This window comes from Bartonella tribocorum, from assembly GCF_002777915.1.
In the GTDB taxonomy this organism is placed as follows: Bacteria; Pseudomonadota; Alphaproteobacteria; order Rhizobiales; family Rhizobiaceae; genus Bartonella; species Bartonella tribocorum_A.
In genome coordinates, this window is record NZ_NJGE01000010.1 from 40,289 (window position 1) to 64,088 (window position 23,800).

Below are 23,800 nucleotides of genomic sequence, written 5' to 3' on the forward strand. Positions count from 1 at the left end.
TTACCCAAATGATATTAATGACGAAAATGCCGTATTCCTGTAAAAACCATCGCTAAACCTTGTTCATCGGCAGCAGTGATAACTTCTTCATCGCGCATGGAACCTCCTGGTTGAATGACTGCTGTTGCACCTGCTTTAGCTGCTGCTAATAAACCATCTGCAAAAGGAAAAAATGCATCGGATGCAACTACTGATCCTTTTGTGAGCGTTTCTGTTAAGCCTGCTCTTTGTGCACTTTCTGCGGCTTTACTTGCCGCAATTTTTGCCGAATCGATGCGGCTCATTTGTCCAGCGCCAATACCAACTGTTGCGCTATTTTTTGCGTATACAATAGCATTTGATTTAACGTGTTTTGCTACACGAAAAGCAAATTGAAGATCACGCATTTCATCTTGAGTTGGCGCCCGCTTTGTCACTACTTGCAATTTAAGATCATCAACCACCACATTATCCCGTGATTGTACTAAAATGCCTCCTGCAAGTGTTTTTGCAAGAAGTCCTCCACAACGTGGATCAGGAACCCCACCTGTAATGAGCAAACGAAGATTTTTTTTCTTGGCAATAATTTCACGTGCTGCCATTGTTGCATCAGGAGCAATAATCACTTCCGTGAAAATTTTAACAATCTCTTCCGCACATTCTTCATCAAGGGTTTGATTTAAAGCAACAATTCCACCAAATGCCGATACGTTATCACACATCAGAGCTTTCAAATAAGCTTCTTTTAAATTTTCTCCTTCCGCAACACCACAAGGATTGGCATGCTTAATAAGAGCAACAGCCGCAGTTTTTTGTGGATCAAATTCTGCTACAAGTTCAAAGGCTGCATCTGTATCATTCAGATTGTTATAAGAAAGTGCTTTGCCTTGTAAAAGTTTTGCTGTTGCAACGCCAAAACGTTTTTCATTATTGCGATAAAATGCTGCCTGTTGATGTGGATTTTCCCCATAGCGCATAACATTTTCAAGATGACCAGAAAAACTCTGCCATGATGGTGTTTCAATTTTTAAATCCCGTGCAAACCATGCTGCTATTGCTGTGTCATAGGCAGCGGTATGCGCATATGCACGCATTGCTAACTGATGGCGCATGGATAGGCTTAAACATCCATTATGCTGTTTTAATTCGGCTAGAATCCAATCATAGTCATTTATCGCTGTTACAACACTGGTATAAGCATAATTTTTTGCTGCAGCGCGAATCATTGCCGGTCCACCAATATCAATATTTTCAAGAATTGTTTGCCCATCGGCTCCCGATAGGATTGTCTCTTCGAAAGGATAGAGATTCACCACCAAGAGATCAATTCCATGAATGCTGTTCTTTTCCATAGCTTCCCTATGGCTAGGATTTTCTCTTACCCCTAACAAAGCACCGTGAATCAAAGGATGAAGTGTTTTTACGCGTCCATCCATTATTTCAGGAAATCCGGTAACTTCAGCAACATCTTTTACGGGCAAACCAGCAGCTATGAGGGTTTTGGCTGTCCCTCCTGTTGAAATCAATTCAACATTGTAAGTTGTATGAAGGGCTTGTGCAAATGCAACCACACCCGTTTTATCAGACACAGAAAGAAGAACACGACGAACCCGATGAAGATCAGGTATGGGAAAATTTTTGGCAACAACACCCATAACAGAAGCCTTAAAAATGAAAGAGTTAAAATTCCAGCAAAACAAGCTTATACGCTTAATAGCACAAGCCTTTAGCAAAATATATTGAAAGGATAAACTGTCTTTTTAAAATATACGATGTTTAAAATATACGATGACTCGTCTTTTCTTTTTTCTTATACTGTAAAATACCGTCATTTGAGGTATTCTGATAGGTATAAAAGTCTCATTGACACATTAAATGTTTTTTTGTTTCTTATAACTTAATCTCTCATCTTTATAGAGTAGGTTTGAAACAAAAAATGCATCCATACGTTCTCTTCTATACGAGCTTTTGTATGTGAGATGAAGGTGAGAATATTGCATATGCTCGTTTAAATTATCTCTGAAATAGGAAATAACCAGCAAGAATATGAAAATTGTAATGGTAGAAACGCATGTTCATTTTTCCTGCCATTTTTATTTTTTAGTTTTTTTGCCGTAAAAGAAAAAGAAAAGCGCCTAACACACCAGCAGCCAAAATAAACCACGTGATTGCGTAAACAAGATGATTATTTCGAAAATGAATCATCGTAAGACCAGTAATGGGAAGATTTGCTTGTGGAGATGTTTTTCTAGCATCAATGAAATAAGGAGCAACTGTAGATAATCCAAGTTTTTGTGCCATAGCGGGAAGATCACGCGTATACCACACGTTCTTGTCAGGATTATTTTTGCGTGGGAAAAATCCATTTTTTTCACTCATCCGTAATAAACCGATGATTGTTGTTTGTTCTGTCGTTGTGGTGAAATCTTGCTGAGATGAGGCATTTATATGGGATTGCTCTGAGTGTTGAAAATTGTTCCGTTCGTCCATGGGGATAAAGCCACGGTTGATAAAGGTCAGTGTGTCGTCAGCGGTTTGTAAAGGAGTCAAAACCCAATAGCCTGTAGTATTTTGAGCAGTAGCAGTGACCAAAATATTTTTATTTTTTAAAAATTTTCCTGTGATAACAACAGGTTGATATTCGTTTTTTTCAAACGTAACATCTGTCCATTGATCTTTCTGGGGGGCTTTTATGGGTGTTAAGTGAACGCGCTGATTGGCGCTGGTGATAAGATTTGTTTTCCAGTTTAACCGTTGTACTTGCCATATACCTAATGCACTGAAGAGAAGAAAAAAACAAATGCATAAAGTCCCAAACAAAAAAGAAGAAAAACGGCACGAATTGCCTTGAAGCTTTGTCATGGGGGGGGCTTTTTTGTTCATGATTTATGCTTCCTTTCAAGACAATAGGCTTTTATTCTAACACGGTATGCCTTTTAAAAAAGCGTTTTGTACACTTTTTGGTGGAATTTACACGCCTTGATTTTGGAAAAAGATGAAGGTTGAGCCCGTAAGAGATGAAAAAGGTTTGATAAAAGACTTGACCTTTTGTTGTCGACCCCCTATTAGAAAGAAACTTCCCAATGATGCCCGTTCAAGGCCGCGTTGTGCGTGCTATTGTGTTCATTGTGTCCTTTGGGTATAGGGATTTGAAAGTTTCTTAGAGTTTAAAGGTGAAGTTTATGTCTCGTGCATGTGAATTGACAGGGAAAACGGTTCTGTATGGTAATAATGTTAGCCATGCGAATAATAAAACTCGGCGTCGTTTTTTACCAAATCTTTGCAATGTGACGTTGATTTCAGAAGTGTTGCAGCAAAGTTATCGCTTGCGCATTTCAGCAAATGCGTTGCGTTCTGTTGAGCACCGTGGTGGTCTTGATGGCTTTTTGGTCAAAGCAGATGACAAAGAGTTGTCGCAACGTGCGCGTTTGTTAAAACGCCAAATCGTTAAGAAAAAAGCTGAGCAAGAAAGTGAGAAAAAGGCTGAACAAGCAGCGTGATTGTTGTAACATGATTGTTCGTGTCATTATCTTTGGTGAATTGACACTTTAATCACGGATCTTGGTCTTAAGAAGTGCGCTTTTAGGACTTTTCTCTCTTTGATCGCTCTATTGTTTTATTGGTTCCATACCCCAGGTTAAAAAAAATGTTTTCAAGCGGTCTTTTATTAGAACAGCAAAAGAGAAGGTATGTCGTTTTTTCTATTTTAGCAATGTGTCTTGCGGTTACTGCTTCTAATATTTTGGTTCAATATCCTGTCTATTGGTTTGGCTTGAATGAGCTGTTGACTTATGGGGCTTTTACCTATCCATTTGCCTTTCTCATCAATGATTTGACCAATCGTTTTTATGGGCCATCTGCTGCGCGGCGTGTGGTTTATGCTGGTTTTTTTGCCGGTGTTTTTGTTTCTTGGATATTGGCAACACCTCGGCTTGCGCTTGCTTCTAGTTTGGCATTTTTATTTGGGCAACTTCTTGATATTCTTGTTTTTACGCCTTTGCGACGGAAAACATGGTGGAAAGCACCTTTAGCAGCAGCGTTGGTTGGCTCGGCGTTGGATACGGTGTTGTTTTTTTCTCTTGCTTTTTCCAGCTCTTTTGCTGTTCTTGATACGATAACAGGGTATGCTGATAGTTCACTGGTGGAGAATACTGTTTTGGGAGGGATCGGCATGCCAGTTTGGCTCTCGCTTGCTTTTGGTGATTTTTTCATAAAAATTATTATGAGCCTGTTGATGTTGATACCTTATGGGACAATTCTTAACATTGTAAAGCTTCCTCTTTATCAAAGTCATCCAAAGGATAATTCCTCTCTTGCTTGTAACAAATAATAATCTTTGTTTTCTTTAAAACTTAAATTTCCGTTATGTTACGTGTGCGATAGCAATCGTTGATTGAAATGGTGCTTTATGGCTTAAGGAAGAGGTTTGGATGTTTTTCTCATTTCAAGATTTTTTTGTGAGGCAATAATAAAAACTATTTGTTTAGGCTTTCATAAAAAATGGATGAATAAATCCTATCTGAAAGAGGTCAAAAAATACTTTCTTATAAACCACATTGATGTAAAAGAAATTTCAGTTTTGTGTTGTTAACTCATTGAATTTATAAGAGTAATTTATTTCTTATATATCGAAAGAAAGCTTTAAATATTTGAAGGATTTTCATTTCAATTACTCTTATATTTATTGTCTCAGTCAAAAGTATTTCTCTTGCATAGGACAAGTGGGAGAAATCTGTGTAGATAAAAACATTAAAAAAAGACAAAAATGCTTTTTTATGAATCATCTTAAATGCCAAAATTGATTGGGATATTGGGGGATGGCAAGCATGATGGTATCAATTTTCTTTTTATGGAGCGTAAAGATGGGATACTGAATAGATTACAATCAATATTGTGCCATTCATAGGTATTGTGGCGCTTTTGTAAAATAAGCTTGGAAGTCAAGGTGAAGTGTTTCTGTAAAATGGAATTATGCTTTTCAGTACCGCTTGTGATCTGCAAGCAAATGATTTGGATTGATTCAATATGGGATAGATTTGAAATGAAAGAATCGCATGGTATTTAGGGTTTTCATTCAAGTTGAATGACGCTAGAGATATCATTATAAATCAAAGTGTTGTATTCCTGATTTAAGAGTAGATTTATTTCTTATAGAATTTAGGTGTTTTATCACTAAAAAGTGCTTCTAATTGTTTTGTTATGGCGTCCGCAAGCTCTTCGGCATTCATAATTGTTACAGCACGTTGATAATAACGTGTGACATCATGACCAATTCCAATGGCAATGAGTTCGATGGGGGAATGCGTTTGGATTTCTTGAATCACGGCGCGTAAATGTTTTTCCAAATAATTGCTGGCGTTGACCGATAGTGTTGAGTCGTCAACAGGGGCACCATCAGAAATAACCATGAGAATACGACGTTGTTCACGCCGTGATAAAAGGCGTTGATGCGCCCAAATTAAAGCTTCTCCATCGATATTTTCTTTTAATAATCCTTCTTGCATCATCAAGCCTAAATTGCGTCGTGCTCGACGCCATGGGGTGTCAGCACTTTTATAGATGATATGACACAAATCATTAAGGCGTCCAGGATGATGAGGCTTATGCTTCTCGAGCCATTTTTCGCGTGATTTCCCCCCTTTCCAAGTTTTGGTGGTAAAACCTAAAATTTCAACTTTGACACCACAACGTTCAAGCGTTTGTGCCAAAATATCAGCACAACTTGCGGCAACACTAATGGGGCGTCCGCGCATTGAACCAGAATTATCAATGAGGAGTGAAACAACCGTATCTCGAAATTGGGTGTTGCTTTCCATTTTAAAAGAAAGGGGTTGCATGGGATCAATAATCAGGCGTGGAAGACGCGCTGTATCAAGATATCCTTCTTCAAGGTCAAATTTCCAGTTGCGATTTTGTTGTGCCATAAGGCGGCGCTGGAGACGGTTGGCTAAACGTCCAACAATGTTTTGAAGATGACTAATTTGCTTATCAAGACAACGGCGTAAGTGATCTAACTCATTTTCAGAACAAAAATCGGTTGCTTCCAAAATTTCATCAAATTGACGGGTAAAAATTTTATAATTGCCGAGTTTTTCCATTTGTTCTGAATCGGAAAAAAGACGTTTGGGTTTGCTCGGCTTTTCTTTCCAAGGGCCATCTTTTTGTGCGCCGTCCGCTTGATCATTCTCGTTTGTTTGTGTTGCTTGTGTCTTTCCTTCGTCTTGCACATCACTTTCTTGTTCAGTGCTGGTTTGTTCTTCACTTTGGTCATGTTTTTTGTTTTTGCTTTCTTCTTCTGCTTGGTCTTGAGGTTCACATTCGTTTTTTAATTTTTTATTTTTTTCACTGTCAGAAGTTGCGTCTTGTTGCACTGTCATTTTGAGTGTCGCAAGCATTTGGCGAACGATTTGTGCAAAAGCTTGTTGATTGTAAATATGATGTGTGAGTTCATTAAGTTCTGTTGCGGCTTTTTGTTCAAGTTCTTGGCGCCATAATTCTAAAACCAGACCTGCTTCTCTTGGGGCTGCGCGTTTTGTTATTTTTTCACGCAATAAAAGTGCTATCGCTTCTTGGATAGGGGCTTCATTTTGGTTGCTAATCTTTTCATAATGGGCTCTTTTGTATTTATCGGCGAGCATAACATCAAGGTTTTTTGCAAGCCCCTCCATGGCTAAAGTACCAATTGCTTCTACACGTGTTTGTTCAAGGGCATCAAAGATAGCCCGTGCTTCTGATTCTAGAGGGACAAATTGTATGTGAATGCGATCATCATGCCATGCTTTGCGCAGAGCCATGGAATCACCTAATCCGCGGGTAATCGTGATCTCTTTATCCGTGGCGTGTTGTGATAATTCTGGTAAACGTGCACAATTTTCGCTCAAAGATGGTCTGTTAGGACTAAAAGAAACTTCTAAGTGGGATGTGCCAGCAATGGCACGCATACAGGCGGAAAGGGCTTTTTTAAAAGCTTCATGATTAAGCGTATTGGGGGGAGGATTGTTTGTTAAATTTTTTCTGTTGTCATCAGGGTCGATCGCCATAATTGACATATTCCTTTAAGACAAGACACCCTGCGTGAGTGATTCGGGAAGCTCTTGCCCAAAGGCGCGTTGATAAAACTCTGCGACAGTGGCGCGTTCGAGTTCATCACATTTATTGAGAAAGGTTAACCGGAAGGCAAAGCCAACATCTTGAAAAATCGTGGTATTTTCTGCCCAAGTAATGACAGTCCGTGGGCTCATGACTGTTGAAAGGTCCCCATTGATGAAAGCTTGTCGGACCATATCAGCAACGTGAACCATTTGTGAAATTGTTTTTTCCCCCTCAGCCGTTTGAAAAAATTTGACTTTTGAACAAACAATATCAACCTCTTTATCATGGGGTAAATAATTGAGTATCGTAATAATAGACCAGCGGTCCATTTGGGCTTGATTGATTTGTTGGGTACCATGATAAAGCCCTGTTGTATCGCCAAGACCAATGGTATTTGCTGTTGCAAAAAGACGAAAGGCTGGATGAGGAGAGATAACACGGCTTTGATCAAGTAAGCTTAGTTTTCCAGAAGTTTCAAGAACGCGTTGGATGACAAACATAACATCGGGACGCCCCGCATCATATTCGTCGAAAACAAGCGCAATATTATTTTGATAAGCCCATGGCAAAATGCCCTCTTTAAATTCAGTAATTTGTAAGCCATCTTTTAAAACAATAGCATCTTTTCCTACAAGATCGATACGGCTTACATGACTATCGAGATTAATGCGAAGACAAGGCCAGTTGAGACGGGCAGCAACTTGTTCAATATGCGTTGATTTCCCTGTTCCATGATAACCGGAAACCATGACGCGACGGTTAAAAGTAAAACCAGCGAGAATTGCTAAAGTTGTTTGCGGATCAAAAAGATAATCGGGATCGATATCAGGAACATGGGGGCTTTTTGTGCTAAAAGCAGGGATTTTCATATCTGTTTCAATATGAAATAGATCGCGAGCGCAAACTGTAATATCGGGTGTATTTTCAACGGTAAGATTTGACATGATGTTTCTGGGTAAGGAAAGGATGCTATTTATCTCATGAGAAAACGATACAAGAGTTAGAGCATTTATGCAATGCTCTATAATGAGAGCTTTAGAGATGAAAAAAGATCGTTTTCACGTATTCTATAATGATTTTATGAAGATAAGAATGTTTTATGTAAAGAGTGATGGTCTTAATGAGAACGGGTTTCTATAAGTGCATGTTTTTAGCACAAACCAGATTTTTTGAGCAAATTATAAGCATGTAAAACATCACGAAAGCGTTCTTCTGAAGCACGATTACCACCATTGGAATCAGGATGGTGTTTTTTTACCAACTCTTTATATTTCATTTTGATATCTTCTGCTGAAGCGTTTGCTTGTAGTCCCAGTGTATCAAAAGCTTTTGCTTCTAAGGGCTTTAATTTTCGTGAGAACTTATTGCTTGAATGCCGTTCAGTAAAAAGCGTGAAGGGATCGCGCATACGATTTTGATAGGCCGCGGTTCCAGAGCGAATCTTTGCATAATTGGCTGCTGTTTTTTTTGATGTCCCATTGCTAAGATCTGTCGGCCATGTTGGGCGGTGCCCTGTGAGAGCATCCTTTTGGAATTTTGCAATGTCTTGATTGCTAAGACCTGAGAAGTAATTAAAATTTTTATTGTAGGCACGCACGTGCTCAATACAAAAATGTAGATATTGTCCTTCGTGATTTCGACCTGCTGGTGCTTTATGGGTTCCTGTCTTTTCACAACCTTCCCACTGACACTGTTGCACTTCTGGCTCAGCTTTTTGTTTTTTATTTGAGCTTATGCGAATTGAATCGAATAATTTAGATGTTATTGTCATACCCTTGGTTTTATGCAAAATTAATTAATTTTACAAGAATTGACTTTTGAAAAATTTGTTTTCACACTTATTTGATTATGAAAAAGGTGTATTCTTGCACTTTACATTTTGTTAAGGAATGAAAAATGTCTGTAGAAACAATAATCAAGAGAAAGCTTCAAGATGCTTTTCATCCCCAAAAACTTGAAGTGATTAACGAGAGTCATCTTCATGAAGGGCATCCTCATAAGGAACATGCTTTTGATGGTAAAGGAGAAACACATTTTCGCGTGAAAATTTTATCTTCTTCTTTTTCCAATATGACGCGTGTAGAAATCCATCGAGCGATTTATCAAGTTTTACAAGAGGAGCTCGCGACTTGTGTCCATGCCTTGGCACTTGAGGTTGAAGCACTTTAATTTTTTTTCTTAAAAAATTTTTTAGAACGTTTTTTGGTTTAAAGAAATATTTTGCAACGCTTGTCACATCTATTTCGCGAAGACATTCGTGAATGGTATAATGGTAAGCTCCCATGAAGTGTATAAAATCTATTGAGCATTAGAGCATTCCCGTCTTTACGCTTCATAAACGCTTCATAAAAGAGAGGGCTGAACGATCACACGCTTTTCCAGTTCGTGGGTGTTGCGTGGCTCTTAGCCTTTCAGATGATTCATAAGAGGTATGCTTTTTTGTACAGTTTTTCCCTACGGATAACCGGCTTATGACGCGTGCAAGCAAGAGGTTTTGACTGATTCGGCTTTGATTGATTCGACGTGGAACAGATTTGAAATGAGAGAATATTACGGTATCAAGGTTTTTACTTAAATTGAAGAACGCTATATTATCATTATAAATCAAAGTATTGTTGTTTTTCAGATATGATGCGCATAGAAACCCATTGAGCGATTTTATTCTCGTTTTAAAAGAAAAGTTCGCGATTTGTGTCCTCGCCTTGGCATTTGAGGTTGAAAAACTCTAATTTTTTTGATGAGACGTTTTTAAGAACGAGGATGGGCCTTTTGATAAATTTCCAACAAGTGGTCTGTATCGACATGGGTATAGGTTTGTGTGGTGGAAAGACTAGCGTGCCCAAGAAGTTCTTGAATTGTTCGCAAATCTCCCCCTCGTGATAAAAGATGGGTGGCAAAAGAATGGCGTAGTGTATGAGGGGTGGCCGTTTCTGGTAACCCGAGACTTGCACGCAAGTTGCGGACAGTTTTCTGAATAATAGCGGGCTGTAGGGCCCCCCCTCGCGCACCACGAAATATGGGTTGGTTATCCACTAAAGGATATGGGCAACATTTGAGATAATTTTGGACAGCTTCGTAAACTATTTTGATGAGAGGAACAAGGCGTGTTTTTCCCCCTTTCCCTGTTATAAATAAACTTTTTTTTTCAGGATCAGAAAATTGTTCTGGTGTGAGGCTTAAGGCTTCTGATATTCGCATTCCACAACCATAGAGAAGCATGAGGACAGCAGCATTACGCGCGTTAATCCAAGGTTCGTTTTCCAGCTGATTTTCTTGTTTAACGACGTGGAGGGCTGATTGTATCGCTAAAGGTTTTGGGAGTGATTTTGGATGTTTGGGGCTTTTGATCAGTTGAGCTGCGGGAACATTGATAATTCCTTCGCGGGATAGGTATTTGAAAAAAGAACGAATGCCTGCTACCGCGCGGCTTAAAGAGCGAGCACTGACATTGTTTTTACGCCGATAAGCAAGATAAGCACGCAAATCACTTACGCGTAAATGAGCAAGATCTGTAAGGGTTGGGGCTTGATTGAAGTGTTGACAGAGAAAAAATAAAAACTGCCGCGTATCACGTTCATAGGCTTGCGCTGTTTGTGCGGACATACGACGTGTTTTTACGAGACACTCTAACCAGTTTTTCCTTGCGGTTAAAACCGCAGGGTCTGCTGGAATGAGAGGATTATTTTCATCTTTTCTCTTGTCGTTTTTTAGAGGCATTATCTAGTTGAGGGTTTCTTTCTTTTTAGGTTTTTCATCGTCAGCTTGACCATTCTTTTTTTCGGGTTGCTCTTCACGATTGATAAGTTGCTTTTCACCTTTAAGGGAGAGTATTTTTAAAAGATTATGCGTTGACATCAAATGCGCAAAAATTAACCCTAAAAAGCCATTTTTATGAAGTTTGGCAAGTTGGCTTGCCGATAATTTATTCAATTTTTCTTCGTCAACAATCCAAAAATTTTCTAATTGTGCTGAGAGACCTTGATCGTTTTTAACGTTGATTGATTTTTGACTGAGAAGATCCATTTCCACAAGGGCATCAATAAATTCAGAGGTTTTCTCCATAGCGATTTTAAAACTTTCAAGAAAACGAATACGTTCTTCCATAAAAGGAGAAATAGAGCCATCGGAATTAAAAAGTTCTGTTCCTGCAACTTCATTAAACATCCCAGACTGCTGATCAAAGCAAACAGAAAGTTCTTTTTCATTGCTAATTTGTGCTAAAACAAAAGGATAGCGACGAACAAAAGCTGGAACATAAGTATTGGTTTTCCAACTTTTATCAGAGGCGATATAGTCATTTTCGTCATTAGAAAGACCGACAAGAGCGGCCGATGTATAGTGCCGTTTTTTTTGTTCATCTTCGGCACACATAAACAAAATAGGATAGTCTAGGGCTGCTTGAAAATATTCAGTACTTGCTAAAGGGACCCAGTGCGTATCTTTAGCAAAAGACATATCACTTGGTGGCGCAAATTTTAGATTTTTATGGGAAATTTTGTTGATTGGCGTGATATCTTTATAAAATAGCATAATATTTGCCATAAGACTTTCTCCTTTATTAATTTGTTTTTGTTACCAAGAAAGGTCTTTTGGGAAGATTGTCTCATATGGCAACAAGATTGAGTAGAAATGATTAAGATTGAAGGTTCATTTTTGAGAGATAATATTTTTGCATGAAGTATAATAAAGAAAAGCTTAAAAATAAAGTCTATCTTGCCATTATTGGTATGCCTCATGGTATAAGAGGAGATGTTTTTGTTAAAATTTTAAGTGCCGAGCCACAGCGTTTCAAATCTTATGGGACTCTTTATGATGATATGGGGCGTTCTTATGAAATTGTAACTCTTCGCACACAAAAAAATAATGCGATTATTCGTTTTAAAGGCATCGAAAATCGTAATGCTGCTGAGTCTTTAAAAGGGATTCGTCTTTATGTGATGCGTGATCAATTGATTGATGATTTGGGTGAGGATGAGTTTTATCAAGTTGATTTAATAGGTTTGCGTGTTCAAGAATATGGGGGGAAAATCTTAGGTGAAGTATGTAGTTTCTATAATTTCGGGGCTGGTGATTTGCTTGAAATACGTTTGAATACAGGTAAAAGAGTGCTTGTTCCCTTTAGTAAGGTGGCGGTACCAGAAATTTGTATGGATTCTGGTTTTCTTATTGTTGACCCCATGGCTGCTGGCCTTAGCGATGGGGAAAAAAATGATCAATAAGGAAATGGCTTGAATCTAAAAATAAAGATGAAGATAAAAAAGAATTGAGGAATTGCGTCAATAAAAAGTGAAACGTATGGCAATCTTAAGAATACACCTTTGAGCATATATTATCATACTTTATCTCGAGACATTTCCGAATTTTTAGAGCCTTTATTTAAAGTGAAAATATGAGAGGGATCGTGTTGAATAGGACGAAGATCAAGAATATTCTAATTAACGCTATAGCGTTAATTAGAATTAATTTGTGTCATTTTTACTTTAAGAGAGTTTATTGAATAAAATGAGGATGAAAAATAAAAATGAAGTTTCAGGCGCGTGTTTTAACTCTTTATCCTGAAATGTTTCCTGGTTTTTTAGGGTATTCTTTAGCAGGGCAAGCTTTAGAACGCGGCATTTGGTCGCTAGAGACAGTGCAAATTAGAGATTTTGCTTTGGATAAACACCATAGCGTTGATGATACACCCGCTGGTGGAGGGGCTGGTATGGTGATGCGGGCAGATGTTTTGGCTGCTGCGCTTGATTATTGTCCACAGGATTCGCCAAGGTTATTGATGAGTCCACGTGGGCGCCCTTTTGACCAAGCTTATGCGCGTCGTTTGGCTGGTGATTCGAGTATAACATTGGTTTGCGGACGTTTTGAAGGCGTTGATGAGCGAGTCATAGAAGCACGGGAGTTAGAAGAAGTCTCCATTGGTGATTATATTCTTTCAGGCGGTGAAGCCGCTGCACTGGTTATCTTAGATACTATTATACGTCTTCTCCCTGGTGTGATGGGGAATAAAGCTTCTGCAAAGTGTGAAAGTTTTGAAAATGGTTTGCTGGAACACCCCCAATACACCCGCCCTTCTCTTTTTGAAGGGCGAGCGATTCCGCCTGTGTTGACCTCAGGCCATCACAAGGCGATAGCAGATTGGCGTCAAAGCCAAGCCGAATTGTTAACACGTCAACGTCGTCCTGATCTTTATGCGCGTTATGATAAAAATCGTCAGAAAACTTGATTCATAGGATAAGGTGGTGTATGGCATAGCTCTCTTTCTTTAGAGAGTTTTAAATAAAAGGTTTTCTGTAGTTCCAAAATTAAAATGAAGGAATGGTGTATTCGCTCCTGTGTAAGGCATAACCTAAAGAGCATCTTATTTGTATACAAAGCTTTTTTGGGTAAGAGTTGAGCGCTCTGACTGTTCGATAAAGAACATGAAGGATAAAGAAATGAATATTATCGCACAGCTTGAAGCTGAACAATGTGCAAAAATTGAAGAAAAGCGCCAATTTCCAGCCTTTAAACCAGGAGATACAGTTCGTGTCATGGTGCGTGTGACGGAAGGGACGCGGACGCGTGTTCAGGCTTATGAAGGGGTTTGTATTGCCCGTTCAGGTGGTGGGTTGAATGAGACCTTTACAGTCCGCAAGATTTCTTATGGTGAAGGAGTCGAGCGTGTATTTCCTGTTTATTCTCCTTTAATTGAAGCTGTTGAGTTGGTGCGTCGTGGTAAAGTGCGTCGGGCAAAACTCTATTATCTTCGTGGCTTGAGAGGTAAAGCTGCCCGTATTGCTGAGAAGAGAGATTATCGAAAAAAGGATGAAAAGGGCGTTGATAAAGTAGAAACAACCCCTGTAAACGTAGATGTTGAAACGCAAGTTGCTGAGTAAGAATTATATCGGCTAAATTTTATACAAAAGCGGCTTTTATGCCGCTTATTTGTGTCTTTTGTGATTCGTTTTGTCATCTAAAAGGCGTGGAGGGGGCATAAAAATGTTTAATCTATCCAAATTTTGTCTCTTTTTTATTCTTAATAATAGGTGAAGTGTAGGGTATCATTGCACATGTCGTGGATACTCAAGCGGAATAAGTATTGTTTGAAAAAATGTCTGTTTATATTTGATAAAAGATGTTAGGCCTTTGACGTTAAGATAAAAGTGTATTAAATTAAGGCAAGTTTTGCGGATCATATCCGTGGAGTAATCGGTTTTTTTTATGCGTGACCTTTAATCCGTTATTTGAGACAACCGACCTGTAATATCGGTATCTTGAGATGCCAAACAAGTAAAAACGAGATAATATATTTGGTTATTTTGTGTGAAACTTCTCGTTCATTGCGGTTGCAAAAACCAGGTCAGGATATTTTATGACAGAGACAACTAGGATAAAAGAGCGCCCTCGTTCCCCTCATATAAGTATTTATCGTTGGACAATTACCATGGCCATGTCCATTGCGCACCGCATTACGGGTATGGCCCTTTATGTTGGAACGGTTTTTCTTGCTGTTTGGTTAATTGCTATTGCCTGTGGCGAGGAGGCATTTAGAACAGTTCACGAGATTTATAGTTCTTGGTTTGGATTGTGTATTTTGTTTCTTTATACTTTGGCAGGGGTTCATCACATGGTTGGTGGTGTTCGCCACATTGTTTGGGATCTGAATCCTTGCCTTTTGGCAAAAGAAAAGGCAACAGCCACTGCTTGGGCGACAGTGTTTATTTCTCTTATTGTTACTTTTGCGATTTGGATTATTGGATATACCGTTGTTTAGCTGGGGGTGAAAAGAGACATGAAAAAAGATTTTCGAACGGAACTTGGAAAAGTACGGGGGCGTGGGAGTGCTCATGAAGGAACAGAGCATTTTTGGTTAGAGCGTTTGACAGGGTTTATCAATCTACCGCTTTTGATATTTTTGATTGTTCTTATTCTTTCGCTTGTGGGCAAGGACTATACTATTGTGCGTGCAAGACTTGCACATCCTATTGTTGCTATTTTGATGGTATTTATGACTTTTTCAGTCCTTTATCATATGAAACTTGGTATGCAGGTGGTGATTGAAGATTATATTCCACGTGAAGGTTTTCGGTTATTCTTTTTGATATTAAATATTTTATTTTGTTTTTTCATAGGCGGTGTCATTATTTTTTCTCTTTTAAAGATTGCATTAGGGGGGTAGACAAATATGGCGGGTACAAGATCATCTTTGGGTGCTAAAGCAGGTAACGCTCCTTATCATACTGTAGATCATAAATTTGATGTTGTTGTTGTTGGGGCCGGTGGTGCAGGATTACGTGCAACACTGGGTATGGCAGAACAAGGATTAAAGACAGCTTGTATTACGAAGGTTTTTCCAACGCGCTCACATACGGTTGCAGCACAAGGGGGAATTGCTGCGTCGCTTTCAAATATGGGACCTGACAATTGGCAGTGGCATTTATATGATACCGTGAAAGGTTCTGATTGGTTGGGCGATACCGATGCAATGGAATATTTGGTGCGTAATGCTCCTGCTGCTGTGTATGAATTAGAACATTATGGTGTTCCTTTTTCACGAACGCAAGAAGGCAAAATTTATCAACGTCCTTTTGGTGGACATACGACACAATTTGGTGAAGGTCCACCTGTTCAACGGACTTGTGCAGCCGCTGATCGTACAGGTCATGCCATTTTGCATACGCTTTATGGACAAAGCTTAAAGCATAACGCGCAATTTTTTATTGAATATTTTGCACTTGATCTTATCATGACCGATGGGGTTTGTACGGGGGTTGTGGCATGGAATCTTGATGATGGTACTATACATCGTTTTTCTGCCAAAATGGTTGTTCTTGCAACCGGTGGTTATGGACGTGCTTATTTTTCTGCGACATCGGCGCATACCTGTACCGGTGATGGTGGTGGAATGATCGCACGGGCCGGATTACCACTTCAGGATATGGAATTTGTGCAATTCCATCCTACAGGAATTTATGGTTCTGGTTGTCTCATTACAGAGGGTGCTCGTGGTGAGGGAGGTTATTTAATCAATTCTGAAGGTGAACGCTTTATGGAGCGTTATGCACCTTCCTTTAAGGATTTAGCTTCACGCGATTTGGTTTCGCGTTGTATCACGCTTGAAATTCGTGAAGGGCGTGGCGTTGGACCTAAGAAAGATCATATTCATTTGGTTCTCAATCATATTGATCCTGCAATCTTGCACGAGCGTTTACCAGGAATTTCCGAATCTGCTCGAATCTTTGCAGGGGTGGATGTAACAAAAGAACCTATCCCTATCTTGCCAACGGTTCATTATAATATGGGCGGGATTCCTACCAATTACTACGGGGAAGTTCTCAATCCAACAGCTGATTCGCCTGATCGTATTCAGCCAGGATTAATGGCGGTAGGAGAAGCAGGATGTGCTTCTGTTCATGGTGCCAACCGCTTGGGTTCAAATTCATTGATTGATCTTGTGGTGTTTGGGCGTGCTGCCGCCATTCGTGCGGGTGAAGTGATTGATCGGAATGCAGAAATTCCACCTTTGAATGAAGAAGCTTTCGACGAAATTATGGCGCGTTTTGATCGTTTACGTTTTGCACAAGGAGCCATACCAACAGCCCTATTGCGTGAAAAAATGCAACGCACGATGCAAGAAGATGCTGCTGTCTTCCGTACAGAAGATTCCTTGCAACAGGGGTGTCAACGGATGAGTAAAATCTGGGGAGAGTTGTCTGATCTTAAAGTCACAGATCGTTCCCTGATATGGAATTCTGATTTGGTTGAAACATTAGAGCTTGAAAATCTTATGGCGAATGCAATCATGACGGTTCATTCTGCAGAAGCACGTTTAGAAAGCCGCGGCGCTCATGCTCGTGAAGATTATCCAGAGCGTGATGATAAAAATTGGCGTAAACATACGCTTTCACATTTGTCAAAAGAAGGTAAGGTAACTTTGTCCTATCGGCCTGTCCATGTGGACCCATTAACAGCTGAAGCTGATGGTGGGATTGATTTAAAGCGCATTGCACCTAAAAAACGGGTTTATTGAGGGGAGAATGAAATATGGTACAAATTAAGCTTCCCAAAAATTCTCAAGTAAAACCGGGAAAGGTTTGGCCTAAACCTGAAGGGGCAACAAAACTAACAGAATTTCACGTGTATCGTTGGTCACCTGATGATGAAGAAAATCCTCATCTGGATACCTATTATGTGGATCGTTCTGCTTGTGGTCCTATGATTCTTGATGGGCTTTTGTTTATTAAAAACCATATTGACCCAACTTTGACACTCCGCCGATCATGTCGTGAAGGTATCTGTGGTTCTTGTGCAATGAATATTGATGGGACCAATACATTAGCTTGTACTAAAGGTATGGATGATGTAAAACACCCCATTAAGGTCTATCCTTTGCCTTCTATGCCGGTTGTTAAAGATTTGGTTCCTGATTTAAAGCGCTTTTATGCACAACACCGAGTCATTGAGCCTTGGTTGCAAACTGTTTCGCCTGAACCTGCGAAAGAGTGGTTACAAAGTCATTCCGATCGACAAAAAATTGATGGTCTTTATGAATGTATTTTGTGTGCATGTTGTCAGACATCATGTCCAAGTTATTGGTGGAACGGTGATCGCTATTTGGGGCCCGCTGTTTTGCTCCAGGCTTATCGCTGGATTGCGGATTCGCGTGATGAGATGTGTGGTGAACGTCTTGATAATTTAGAAGATCCTTTCCGCCTTTATCGCTGTCATACGATTATGAATTGTGCGCAAACTTGTCCAAAGGGATTAAATCCAGCGAAAGCGATTGCTGAAATTAAAAAACTCATGGTTGAACGCCGTCTTTAAAGAATTATTTATTGATGAAAATGAAGGGCAATGCTAGAAACTTTAGAGATCTAATCTCTAAAAGTGCATTAGCTTCTTATAAGGGCCTCCATAACTGTAATCGTTCTAAAAACGAAGTAATCCTTAAAAATGAATTAATTCTTGTAGAAAAAGTCCTTGCAATAGCTTAGAAAAAGCTCATAGGTTGAGTTCTATCTTTGAAAGTGACTGTTTTCATAAGCAGTAAAGTGAAACACGGAAAATAGTGTTTTTTGCTTTCTGAGGTTTAATTTCAAAAGTTTATTGTCTTCCATAAGATGGACAACATAACTGCCATTGCCTTAAAAAGGCATTAATCTTGCGGGTAAAATAAATATTTCAAGAAAAAATAGCATTCTATGTAAAAACAATAAAACCAATATGCTGTTCGTTTTTAATTTCATTAAATTCGTATCAGAATTAATATTTTAATACATATTTCAATTGATCATTTTTTATAAAAAAGCGTATCTCAATAGAGAATAAAAAATAATACAAATATTATAACGCATGTAAATCATTCAAATCAAATACAGATAAGTGACGACAGTTCGTAATTTTACGATACGTTTATTATTATAATATCGAAAATACTGCTGATATATTCAGTAATTGGGCACTTTTGATACTATCATCACGTATATTTAAAGATCATTTTTATACATTCAATTATTAATTGTATTAAAAAATAAAATTTATAGTTCTCAAAATTGGAGCGTGTACAATTACTCTCTGTTATCGTGATAGAGCACATAATTAAGAGGTGGAGTCGTTTAAAACTGTTATAACGTCAAATGATTTAAACTTATGAGAGGCCCCAAAAGGTTTTTGAAAAAATATCAAATTTATAGGTTTTTCAAAAAGTTTAGAAAGCGGTTGTGGAAATTTGGGGAATATATACTGCGAATGTGAAGTAAGCCATGTTTGTAGACCGGTTTGAGTCCAATGAATTCAATCATCAAAGAAAGAGTGTTTTATTTTGATGAAATTTGTAGAGGCTGACTTTATATGTTTTTATTCATAAAAAATATAGAGATCTCTAAGTGTAGGTCTTATTTTTAGGGTGCTGAATTTCATTTCTGCTTGCATATATGTTTTAACAATTTGTTTAAGCTGTCAAAGTGCTTTTTTATTTTTCGGTATAATAGATATTTTTTAACATAAAAGAGAGCTCTACAAGTATTAATTGTATAATAAGTTATTGTTTGTGTGTTTATTTTGTTGTGCTGTAAAATATCGTCATTTGCGATGTGGTGCTTATAAAGTGGTTAAAAGGTGCTATCCTACTAAGCAAGGCAGACTGAATGTTTACAGGTCAGTATGGGTTGAGAAGGTTTCATCCTTTGGGGTGTGCGCTACATAATATGGTTGGCAAGGTTTATTTAAGAGAAATTTGGTTGTTTATAATGGATGAAGGATAAGAATCTTTCTTCTTTTAAGGAAGATCGATGTGTCACAACACTTTTCATTCCCGAATGGAATGTGATTTATGAATGTTAAATCAGAATGATACTGTACTTATATTAGGTTCTCCATATCTGAAGATATGTTTGGTTAAAAAACGTATTTATTAATTAGTTGAAAATAGAACTTAGAATTTTTAAACGATAATTTTTTGTCGTTATGGAAATAATTCTGTGTAATGATCCAAAGCACCCATTTTACTAAGTTTTCATTGATAGGTAAATGAATCTTCACTTTTTCTTTCGTGGACAGCATACATTTTTAAAAGATAAATGGAAAGAATGATTAAAGGTCATAGAATTGAAGAAGAATCTATGTACGATTTGGTTTTTTCGTGAAATTGTTGTCTTTTAATTTTTTCTTCTCTTGTTCATGAAGAGTGTAGAAACTTTATTGAAGAAGCAAAGAGAAGAGGGGATGCACAATAAAAAGCCGTAACAATTGGTTACGGCTTTCTTGTTTGTGTGCTATTATCGAGAGAGCAAGCTTCTTTTAAGCGATTTTTGATTTAGCAAAAATCGGATCGTAAAAGACTTCAGAAAGTTTCCTATCCTTAAAGAACAACACGACATCAACGGTTGTGTAAAGAACGATCTTTATCATTTCTAGCTCGAGTTGGCGACCAACTTCTGATCTTTTAATCAAAGTGGCGCATCGTTCAAATGTCTGCAAAGCATTATTGGCATGCGTCGTTGTAATCGATCCAGGGTGACCCGTGTTGAGTGAATTGAGATATTCCCATGCCTCATTGCCTCGTAATTCAGCGAGAAAAATCCGGTCAGGCGATTGACGCATACATGCATCCAGACATTCTTCAGCTGAAACACGCCCCACGTTGTTACCATAAATCATATTTACGTGATTAGGATGATTGGGTAGAAAAAGTTCATGAACATCTTCAATCGTGATAATACGTTCTTCTACAGGAACTTTTTCAATGAGCGAGCGGGCAAATGTTGTTTTACCAGATCCTGTTTTGCCTGCAATGATAATGTTGCGTTTGTGAAGGACGCATTCTTCCAAAAATTCAAGAATTTCTCCCTCACGTTTACGTTGCAAGAGTTGAACTTCAAATGGTTCTAACCGTGTAAAGTCCTGCTTCGATAAAAAGCTATTGGCTTCTTCTGCTGAAGGCTTGTTAAAACTTACATCGGAAAAATCATCAAATGCTCCTTCTTTTTTGAATTCTTCTAACGTCTTAACTATAAGAGAATGTTTACGAATTACAAAAGAAAGAGTACCATCAACAACAGCAGGCGTTTGTATAATTGTACCACGTTGCCCACCAGGCAAGAGCACATAATTAATACTTCTGGGAGCCATACCGTTATAAACAATAATCGCTGTAATAAGCGTTTGCAAAAAAGCAGCTGTTAATTCTGGTACGCTGTGAACCTGCCACCCGTTGAAGCTTTTTGTCCACACTTCACAGGGGCGGCAGATCGATAATTCAGTGATCTTCGGATCTTCTAAGAAACGATCAAGCGGTTGTAGAAGCTGAGAAACTGCTTGATCCTTCTGTATTGAGTTAACGTGTGACGAGACTGTAGACATCGCTGAAATCCAGATCACGAGCAACAAAAATATTCACTCGTTCGCCTTGGTTTTTGTAAAGAGTTGGTGTGATATTAATGGAATTTTGAAGAACATCAGTCACTATCGACTCAGCACTCTGAATGCCTTGAGGTTGAGCGCTTTGAGATTGTGTGTTCTCTTTACTATTTTTATTAATTTTACCTCTCACCCATTCCCCTAAATCACCGATAATGCTGACCATAATTGCACCACCAAACCGTTCCCAAAAGTGTCTGTCAATCCAGCCACCGATGCCTGCTTCACCAAGAGGACCTGTGCCAGGTGAGTCAAGATTGACAATAACACCAGAAGGTGTTTCGATGCGTAACCATTGCACAAATACACGCGTTTGTCCTTGTTGTAAGCCACTTTGGTAAAAACCAACGACTTTAGAACCACGATCAAGCAAAACAACACGACCACTTGTGGAATAAACATCACGTGTTAAATGACACGTCGTCATTCCTGGTTGTGACGTAATGATCTTTGTTTCCAATGTGCAATCTAGTTGTGTACCTTGTGTAATCAAGAGGTCACGGTTATGAAGCTGTACTGCATGTGATTGACCTAAACGTACTGGTTGAAGGTTATCAAATAATGCGCCATTACTTCTATCATTATTTGATACCCTTTTTGTTGCTGTAGACCCTTCGCTACCACCACTGTTGAGACTAGAACTGAGCATACGTTTGCGGGCTAATCCTTCAGAATCTTGGAGCATATGTGGAGGAATAGTTGTTTGAAGAAGTTTACTCAAGGCCGGTGGAATATCCATGCCTGAATCTTCTGTTTGCGTTGATCTCTCTGATTCCTCTATAAACTTTGGTTCTTCTATAACCCGTGGGACATAGCTCGGTATAATTTGCTGTACTGTTTGTTGTGGTTTTTCTTCCTCAACTTCTACAGTATTACGCATTTTAAAAGCTTTCCAAGACAGAGCAATTGGTATTGCTATGATGACAATAAGTCCTACCATTAACAATGCGCGGGTACCTGGAATTGTTGGACGACGTTCTGAACCTAGCTCCGACCCTCCATATGCACCTTCAACATGATTCTGTTCTGCATTATTCAGTTTTATGCTTTTTCCCCCTCCTTTCTCATTATCAAACATCATTTTCCTCCTTTATTGACACGATAAACTATCGAAGATATTGTTCCAGTTGTATTTGGTATACCATTGGGATCATAAGCTTCGTTGAAAACAGCCAAAGCACGTTTACCAAGTCGTATGAGCCATTTAGGATTGATCCTATGAACGGCGATAATATCATTAGAACTGCCGATAACAGTGCGTGGTATTAAGCTTTCATTCCCTTCAGCGTCTACAATATAAATCGATGGCATATCCATGTTAGCGGGAAATTTGAAGTAGGTAATACGTCCATTATCCCAGGCATTTATCGGAGCAATATCTTGGTGACCACTCATGGTATAACTGAGATTATAGCCTTTTACGCTTTGGTGAAAACCACGTTCAATGGCAAGGCGTTGGCTATTTGCTTCTGACCTTTCATCGGATGAATCGGGATAATGGAAAGCCAATTCATAGGTCGATCCTGCACGGTCATTTCGAAATTGCAGTCGGAATTTGTAACTTCGTTTGTCGGTTACAACAATGAGATTAGTATTGGCAAGTTCTGCTTTTGGCTTAATAAAAATATGCCGCCCTTTATGAGCAAAGGCATAGGCTTCCGAATCACCAAAGGCATGGGTGATATACTGTTCACCTTCTTCAAGAATAATATGCGTTGCCACACCAAGAACTGTTTCAATTTGGACTACATCAGCTTCGTTATATGTTATATAACGAATGCGGTGATCATATTGTGAATTTGATGGGCTTTTGAGTGCCTGCACAGGTGCCGTATAAAGAGAAGAAAACGAAGACAATAGAACAACGAATGCAAGTTTTTTCATAACAATCAATCCCTTAATCATTTAACAGTATTTCCGGGTCAGAACGGTAACTTGTTACTTGGAAACCAAGGGGGTTAAGCAAACGATCAGATGATTTCATGGGGGAACCGACATAGGTGTAGCCAATTGTTGCGATCTGGTGTTGTTTAGGTCCAGTAGCAGCACCGGTGCTGTCATATTGCTGCGTCGTAAAACGTACGGTTGCTTGACCAAGTCCATTGGGTTGGATTGATCGTACTTTAACTGTGATACGTGCTTTATTGGAAAGCACTTTGTCCCGTGCCTTTTCTCCTTCATAAATTTTATAATATTCTTGTTGAACAGCTGCTGCGCTTAAAAGTGCTGTTGTATCATAGTTCAATTGAATGGTATCGTAGTCGTAAGTTTCACGGTTCAGCACGTATTGATTGAGCCAATATCTGTCTACAATTTCACCATAGCTTTCTTCGTGCTCACGCATGATTGAGACAACATCAACTGCACCTGTTGTATTATCAACGCGTAATACTAAAGGTGTTGGAGCTGGTTGAGAAAAACCGATAACTCCACATATCATACCGAATAGACCAAAAAGACCAACTGCACTGGCCACACGCCACGCCGTTCTGCGTGATCTTATAAATTCATTGATAAGATCACGTTCTAAGCCACGAGTTTCTTCATAATAACTATTAAGCTGTCCGGCTTTTATTGGTTTGGTTTGTTTTTCTCTCATACGGCTCCTCGCTTGATTTCGGCAGGGATTGTTTTATTGATAGGTATACGGTTTCTATCATTTGGTTGCTTTAACTTTGGCGCTAATACGCAAGCAGATAAAAGATTCATGATTAAAATTATAGAAATGATATTTTTCATTTTAATGCTACTTTTCACAATTATTTATATATAACAATTTTTGTCATTATTGCAACTTTGAATATAAAGTAAAGTGCATAATTTGTGTTTATTTTAC

22 protein-coding genes are annotated in these 23,800 nt (G+C 38.8%); 10 read left to right on the forward strand and 12 right to left on the reverse strand.

Translation table 11 applies throughout. The features are described from left to right. Positions 1-14 precede the first annotated feature (14 nt). On the reverse strand, positions 15-1,634 hold the full coding sequence (gene purH / locus CER18_RS05240) for a bifunctional phosphoribosylaminoimidazolecarboxamide formyltransferase/IMP cyclohydrolase (protein ID WP_100129020.1): 1,620 nt from the start codon (positions 1,632-1,634) through the stop codon (positions 15-17). 445 nt (positions 1,635-2,079) lie between these two features. Then, on the reverse strand, positions 2,080-2,862 hold the full coding sequence (locus tag CER18_RS05245; RefSeq protein WP_100129021.1) for an SURF1 family protein: 783 nt from the start codon (positions 2,860-2,862) through the stop codon (positions 2,080-2,082). Between the two features lie 299 nt (positions 2,863-3,161). Here CER18_RS05245 and rpmB point away from each other — a divergent pair, with 299 nt between their 5' ends. Next, on the forward strand, positions 3,162-3,479 hold the full coding sequence (gene rpmB, locus CER18_RS05250) for a 50S ribosomal protein L28 (RefSeq protein WP_100129022.1): 318 nt from the start codon (positions 3,162-3,164) through the stop codon (positions 3,477-3,479). Between the two features lie 146 nt (positions 3,480-3,625). Continuing rightward, positions 3,626-4,309, forward strand: coding sequence for a VUT family protein (locus CER18_RS05255; RefSeq protein ID WP_100129023.1), 684 nt, complete (start codon positions 3,626-3,628; stop codon positions 4,307-4,309). A gap of 811 nt (positions 4,310-5,120) precedes the next feature. On the opposite strand, the gene cobT is transcribed toward CER18_RS05255, so the two are convergent. The 3 genes from cobT to CER18_RS05270 form a co-directional block, all read right to left on the reverse strand. Further along, positions 5,121-7,019 (reverse strand): cobaltochelatase subunit CobT, encoded by a 1,899-nt coding sequence (gene cobT, locus CER18_RS05260; RefSeq protein WP_100129024.1) that lies wholly within the window; start codon positions 7,017-7,019, stop codon positions 5,121-5,123. Positions 7,020-7,034: 15 nt separating this feature from the next. Then, the gene (gene cobS / locus CER18_RS05265; protein ID WP_100129025.1) at positions 7,035-8,015 is read right to left on the reverse strand and encodes a cobaltochelatase subunit CobS; all 981 of its coding nucleotides are present in this window, start codon (positions 8,013-8,015) and stop codon (positions 7,035-7,037) included. 206 nt (positions 8,016-8,221) lie between these two features. Beyond that, entirely contained in the window at positions 8,222-8,842 is a 621-nt protein-coding gene (locus CER18_RS05270) for a J domain-containing protein (RefSeq protein WP_100129026.1), read from the reverse strand. 125 nt (positions 8,843-8,967) lie between these two features. Here CER18_RS05270 and CER18_RS05275 point away from each other — a divergent pair, with 125 nt between their 5' ends. Next, positions 8,968-9,240 (forward strand): BolA family protein, encoded by a 273-nt coding sequence (locus CER18_RS05275; protein WP_100129027.1) that lies wholly within the window; start codon positions 8,968-8,970, stop codon positions 9,238-9,240. Between the two features lie 579 nt (positions 9,241-9,819). Here the strand turns inward: CER18_RS05275 and CER18_RS05280 are convergent. Together CER18_RS05280 and CER18_RS05285 are read right to left on the reverse strand one after the other, a co-directional pair. Beyond that, positions 9,820-10,788 (reverse strand): tyrosine recombinase XerC, encoded by a 969-nt coding sequence (locus CER18_RS05280; protein WP_100129028.1) that lies wholly within the window; start codon positions 10,786-10,788, stop codon positions 9,820-9,822. A 3-nt stretch (positions 10,789-10,791) separates the two neighbouring features. Further along, positions 10,792-11,613 carry a SapC family protein gene (locus CER18_RS05285; protein WP_100129029.1) on the reverse strand — a complete coding sequence of 274 codons (822 nt, stop codon included), beginning with the start codon at positions 11,611-11,613 and terminating at the stop codon, positions 10,792-10,794. Between the two features lie 131 nt (positions 11,614-11,744). On the opposite strand from CER18_RS05285, the gene rimM reads away from it, so the two are divergent. The 7 genes from rimM to CER18_RS05320 all read left to right on the forward strand — a co-directional run bounded on the left by rimM (position 11,745) and on the right by CER18_RS05320 (position 17,871). Then, entirely contained in the window at positions 11,745-12,290 is a 546-nt protein-coding gene (gene rimM, locus CER18_RS05290; RefSeq protein ID WP_100129030.1) for a ribosome maturation factor RimM, read from the forward strand. A 302-nt stretch (positions 12,291-12,592) separates the two neighbouring features. Beyond that, complete coding sequence (gene trmD / locus CER18_RS05295) at positions 12,593-13,291, forward strand: tRNA (guanosine(37)-N1)-methyltransferase TrmD (protein WP_100129031.1); 699 nt, start codon at positions 12,593-12,595, stop codon at positions 13,289-13,291. A 211-nt stretch (positions 13,292-13,502) separates the two neighbouring features. Beyond that, positions 13,503-13,943 carry a 50S ribosomal protein L19 gene (gene rplS / locus CER18_RS05300; protein ID WP_100129044.1) on the forward strand — a complete coding sequence of 147 codons (441 nt, stop codon included), beginning with the start codon at positions 13,503-13,505 and terminating at the stop codon, positions 13,941-13,943. Between the two features lie 476 nt (positions 13,944-14,419). After that, entirely contained in the window at positions 14,420-14,821 is a 402-nt protein-coding gene (sdhC, locus tag CER18_RS05305) for a succinate dehydrogenase, cytochrome b556 subunit (protein WP_100129032.1), read from the forward strand. Between the two features lie 18 nt (positions 14,822-14,839). Continuing rightward, positions 14,840-15,226 carry a succinate dehydrogenase, hydrophobic membrane anchor protein gene (gene sdhD, locus CER18_RS05310; RefSeq protein ID WP_100129033.1) on the forward strand — a complete coding sequence of 129 codons (387 nt, stop codon included), beginning with the start codon at positions 14,840-14,842 and terminating at the stop codon, positions 15,224-15,226. A 6-nt stretch (positions 15,227-15,232) separates the two neighbouring features. Further along, positions 15,233-17,077: a succinate dehydrogenase flavoprotein subunit gene (gene sdhA, locus CER18_RS05315; protein WP_100129034.1), complete on the forward strand. Its 1,845-nt coding sequence runs from the start codon at positions 15,233-15,235 to the stop codon at positions 17,075-17,077. A gap of 14 nt (positions 17,078-17,091) precedes the next feature. Continuing rightward, positions 17,092-17,871 carry a succinate dehydrogenase iron-sulfur subunit gene (locus CER18_RS05320; RefSeq protein WP_005774220.1) on the forward strand — a complete coding sequence of 260 codons (780 nt, stop codon included), beginning with the start codon at positions 17,092-17,094 and terminating at the stop codon, positions 17,869-17,871. A 1,974-nt stretch (positions 17,872-19,845) separates the two neighbouring features. On the opposite strand, the gene virB11 is transcribed toward CER18_RS05320, so the two are convergent. Genes virB11 through CER18_RS10275 form a run of 5 tightly spaced genes read right to left on the reverse strand, consistent with a single transcriptional unit; the run spans position 19,846 to position 23,703 of the window. Further along, positions 19,846-20,907 (reverse strand): P-type DNA transfer ATPase VirB11, encoded by a 1,062-nt coding sequence (gene virB11, locus CER18_RS05325; RefSeq protein ID WP_100129035.1) that lies wholly within the window; start codon positions 20,905-20,907, stop codon positions 19,846-19,848. Beyond that, the gene (gene virB10 / locus CER18_RS05330) at positions 20,882-22,042 is read right to left on the reverse strand and encodes a type IV secretion system protein VirB10 (RefSeq protein ID WP_100129036.1); all 1,161 of its coding nucleotides are present in this window, start codon (positions 22,040-22,042) and stop codon (positions 20,882-20,884) included. Before virB10 ends, virB11 begins: the two co-directional genes overlap by 26 nt. Further along, on the reverse strand, positions 22,042-22,848 hold the full coding sequence (gene virB9, locus CER18_RS05335; protein WP_100129037.1) for a P-type conjugative transfer protein VirB9: 807 nt from the start codon (positions 22,846-22,848) through the stop codon (positions 22,042-22,044). Before virB9 ends, virB10 begins: the two co-directional genes overlap by 1 nt. A 13-nt stretch (positions 22,849-22,861) precedes the next feature. After that, a complete protein-coding gene (locus CER18_RS05340; RefSeq protein ID WP_100129038.1) occupies positions 22,862-23,563 on the reverse strand; it encodes a virB8 family protein in 702 nt (233 codons plus the stop codon). Further along, on the reverse strand, positions 23,560-23,703 hold the full coding sequence (locus tag CER18_RS10275; protein WP_100129039.1) for a TrwH protein: 144 nt from the start codon (positions 23,701-23,703) through the stop codon (positions 23,560-23,562). Before CER18_RS10275 ends, CER18_RS05340 begins: the two co-directional genes overlap by 4 nt. Positions 23,704-23,800 lie beyond the last annotated feature (97 nt).

Excerpts from the sequence above, each read along its gene's own strand:
- virB10 (WP_100129036.1), bottom strand. The coding sequence starts at position 22,042 with ATGTTTGATAATGAGAAAGGAGGGGGAAAAAGCATAAAACTGAATAAT.
- CER18_RS10275 (WP_100129039.1), bottom strand. The coding sequence starts at position 23,703 with ATGAAAAATATCATTTCTATAATTTTAATCATGAATCTTTTATCTGCT.
- CER18_RS05245 (WP_100129021.1), bottom strand. The coding sequence starts at position 2,862 with ATGAACAAAAAAGCCCCCCCCATGACAAAGCTTCAAGGCAATTCGTGC.
- trmD (WP_100129031.1), top strand. The coding sequence starts at position 12,593 with ATGAAGTTTCAGGCGCGTGTTTTAACTCTTTATCCTGAAATGTTTCCT.
- cobS (WP_100129025.1), bottom strand. The coding sequence starts at position 8,015 with ATGTCAAATCTTACCGTTGAAAATACACCCGATATTACAGTTTGCGCT.
- virB9 (WP_100129037.1), bottom strand. The coding sequence starts at position 22,848 with ATGAAAAAACTTGCATTCGTTGTTCTATTGTCTTCGTTTTCTTCTCTT.
- CER18_RS05340 (WP_100129038.1), bottom strand. The coding sequence starts at position 23,563 with ATGAGAGAAAAACAAACCAAACCAATAAAAGCCGGACAGCTTAATAGT.
- sdhC (WP_100129032.1), top strand. The coding sequence starts at position 14,420 with ATGACAGAGACAACTAGGATAAAAGAGCGCCCTCGTTCCCCTCATATA.
- CER18_RS05255 (WP_100129023.1), top strand. The coding sequence starts at position 3,626 with ATGTTTTCAAGCGGTCTTTTATTAGAACAGCAAAAGAGAAGGTATGTC.
- CER18_RS05320 (WP_005774220.1), top strand. The coding sequence starts at position 17,092 with ATGGTACAAATTAAGCTTCCCAAAAATTCTCAAGTAAAACCGGGAAAG.
- CER18_RS05270 (WP_100129026.1), bottom strand. The coding sequence starts at position 8,842 with ATGACAATAACATCTAAATTATTCGATTCAATTCGCATAAGCTCAAAT.
- sdhD (WP_100129033.1), top strand. The coding sequence starts at position 14,840 with ATGAAAAAAGATTTTCGAACGGAACTTGGAAAAGTACGGGGGCGTGGG.
- cobT (WP_100129024.1), bottom strand. The coding sequence starts at position 7,019 with ATGGCGATCGACCCTGATGACAACAGAAAAAATTTAACAAACAATCCT.
- virB11 (WP_100129035.1), bottom strand. The coding sequence starts at position 20,907 with ATGTCTACAGTCTCGTCACACGTTAACTCAATACAGAAGGATCAAGCA.
- rimM (WP_100129030.1), top strand. The coding sequence starts at position 11,745 with ATGAAGTATAATAAAGAAAAGCTTAAAAATAAAGTCTATCTTGCCATT.
- rpmB (WP_100129022.1), top strand. The coding sequence starts at position 3,162 with ATGTCTCGTGCATGTGAATTGACAGGGAAAACGGTTCTGTATGGTAAT.
- purH (WP_100129020.1), bottom strand. The coding sequence starts at position 1,634 with ATGGGTGTTGTTGCCAAAAATTTTCCCATACCTGATCTTCATCGGGTT.
- sdhA (WP_100129034.1), top strand. The coding sequence starts at position 15,233 with ATGGCGGGTACAAGATCATCTTTGGGTGCTAAAGCAGGTAACGCTCCT.
- CER18_RS05275 (WP_100129027.1), top strand. The coding sequence starts at position 8,968 with ATGTCTGTAGAAACAATAATCAAGAGAAAGCTTCAAGATGCTTTTCAT.
- rplS (WP_100129044.1), top strand. The coding sequence starts at position 13,503 with ATGAATATTATCGCACAGCTTGAAGCTGAACAATGTGCAAAAATTGAA.
- CER18_RS05280 (WP_100129028.1), bottom strand. The coding sequence starts at position 10,788 with ATGCCTCTAAAAAACGACAAGAGAAAAGATGAAAATAATCCTCTCATT.
- CER18_RS05285 (WP_100129029.1), bottom strand. The coding sequence starts at position 11,613 with ATGGCAAATATTATGCTATTTTATAAAGATATCACGCCAATCAACAAA.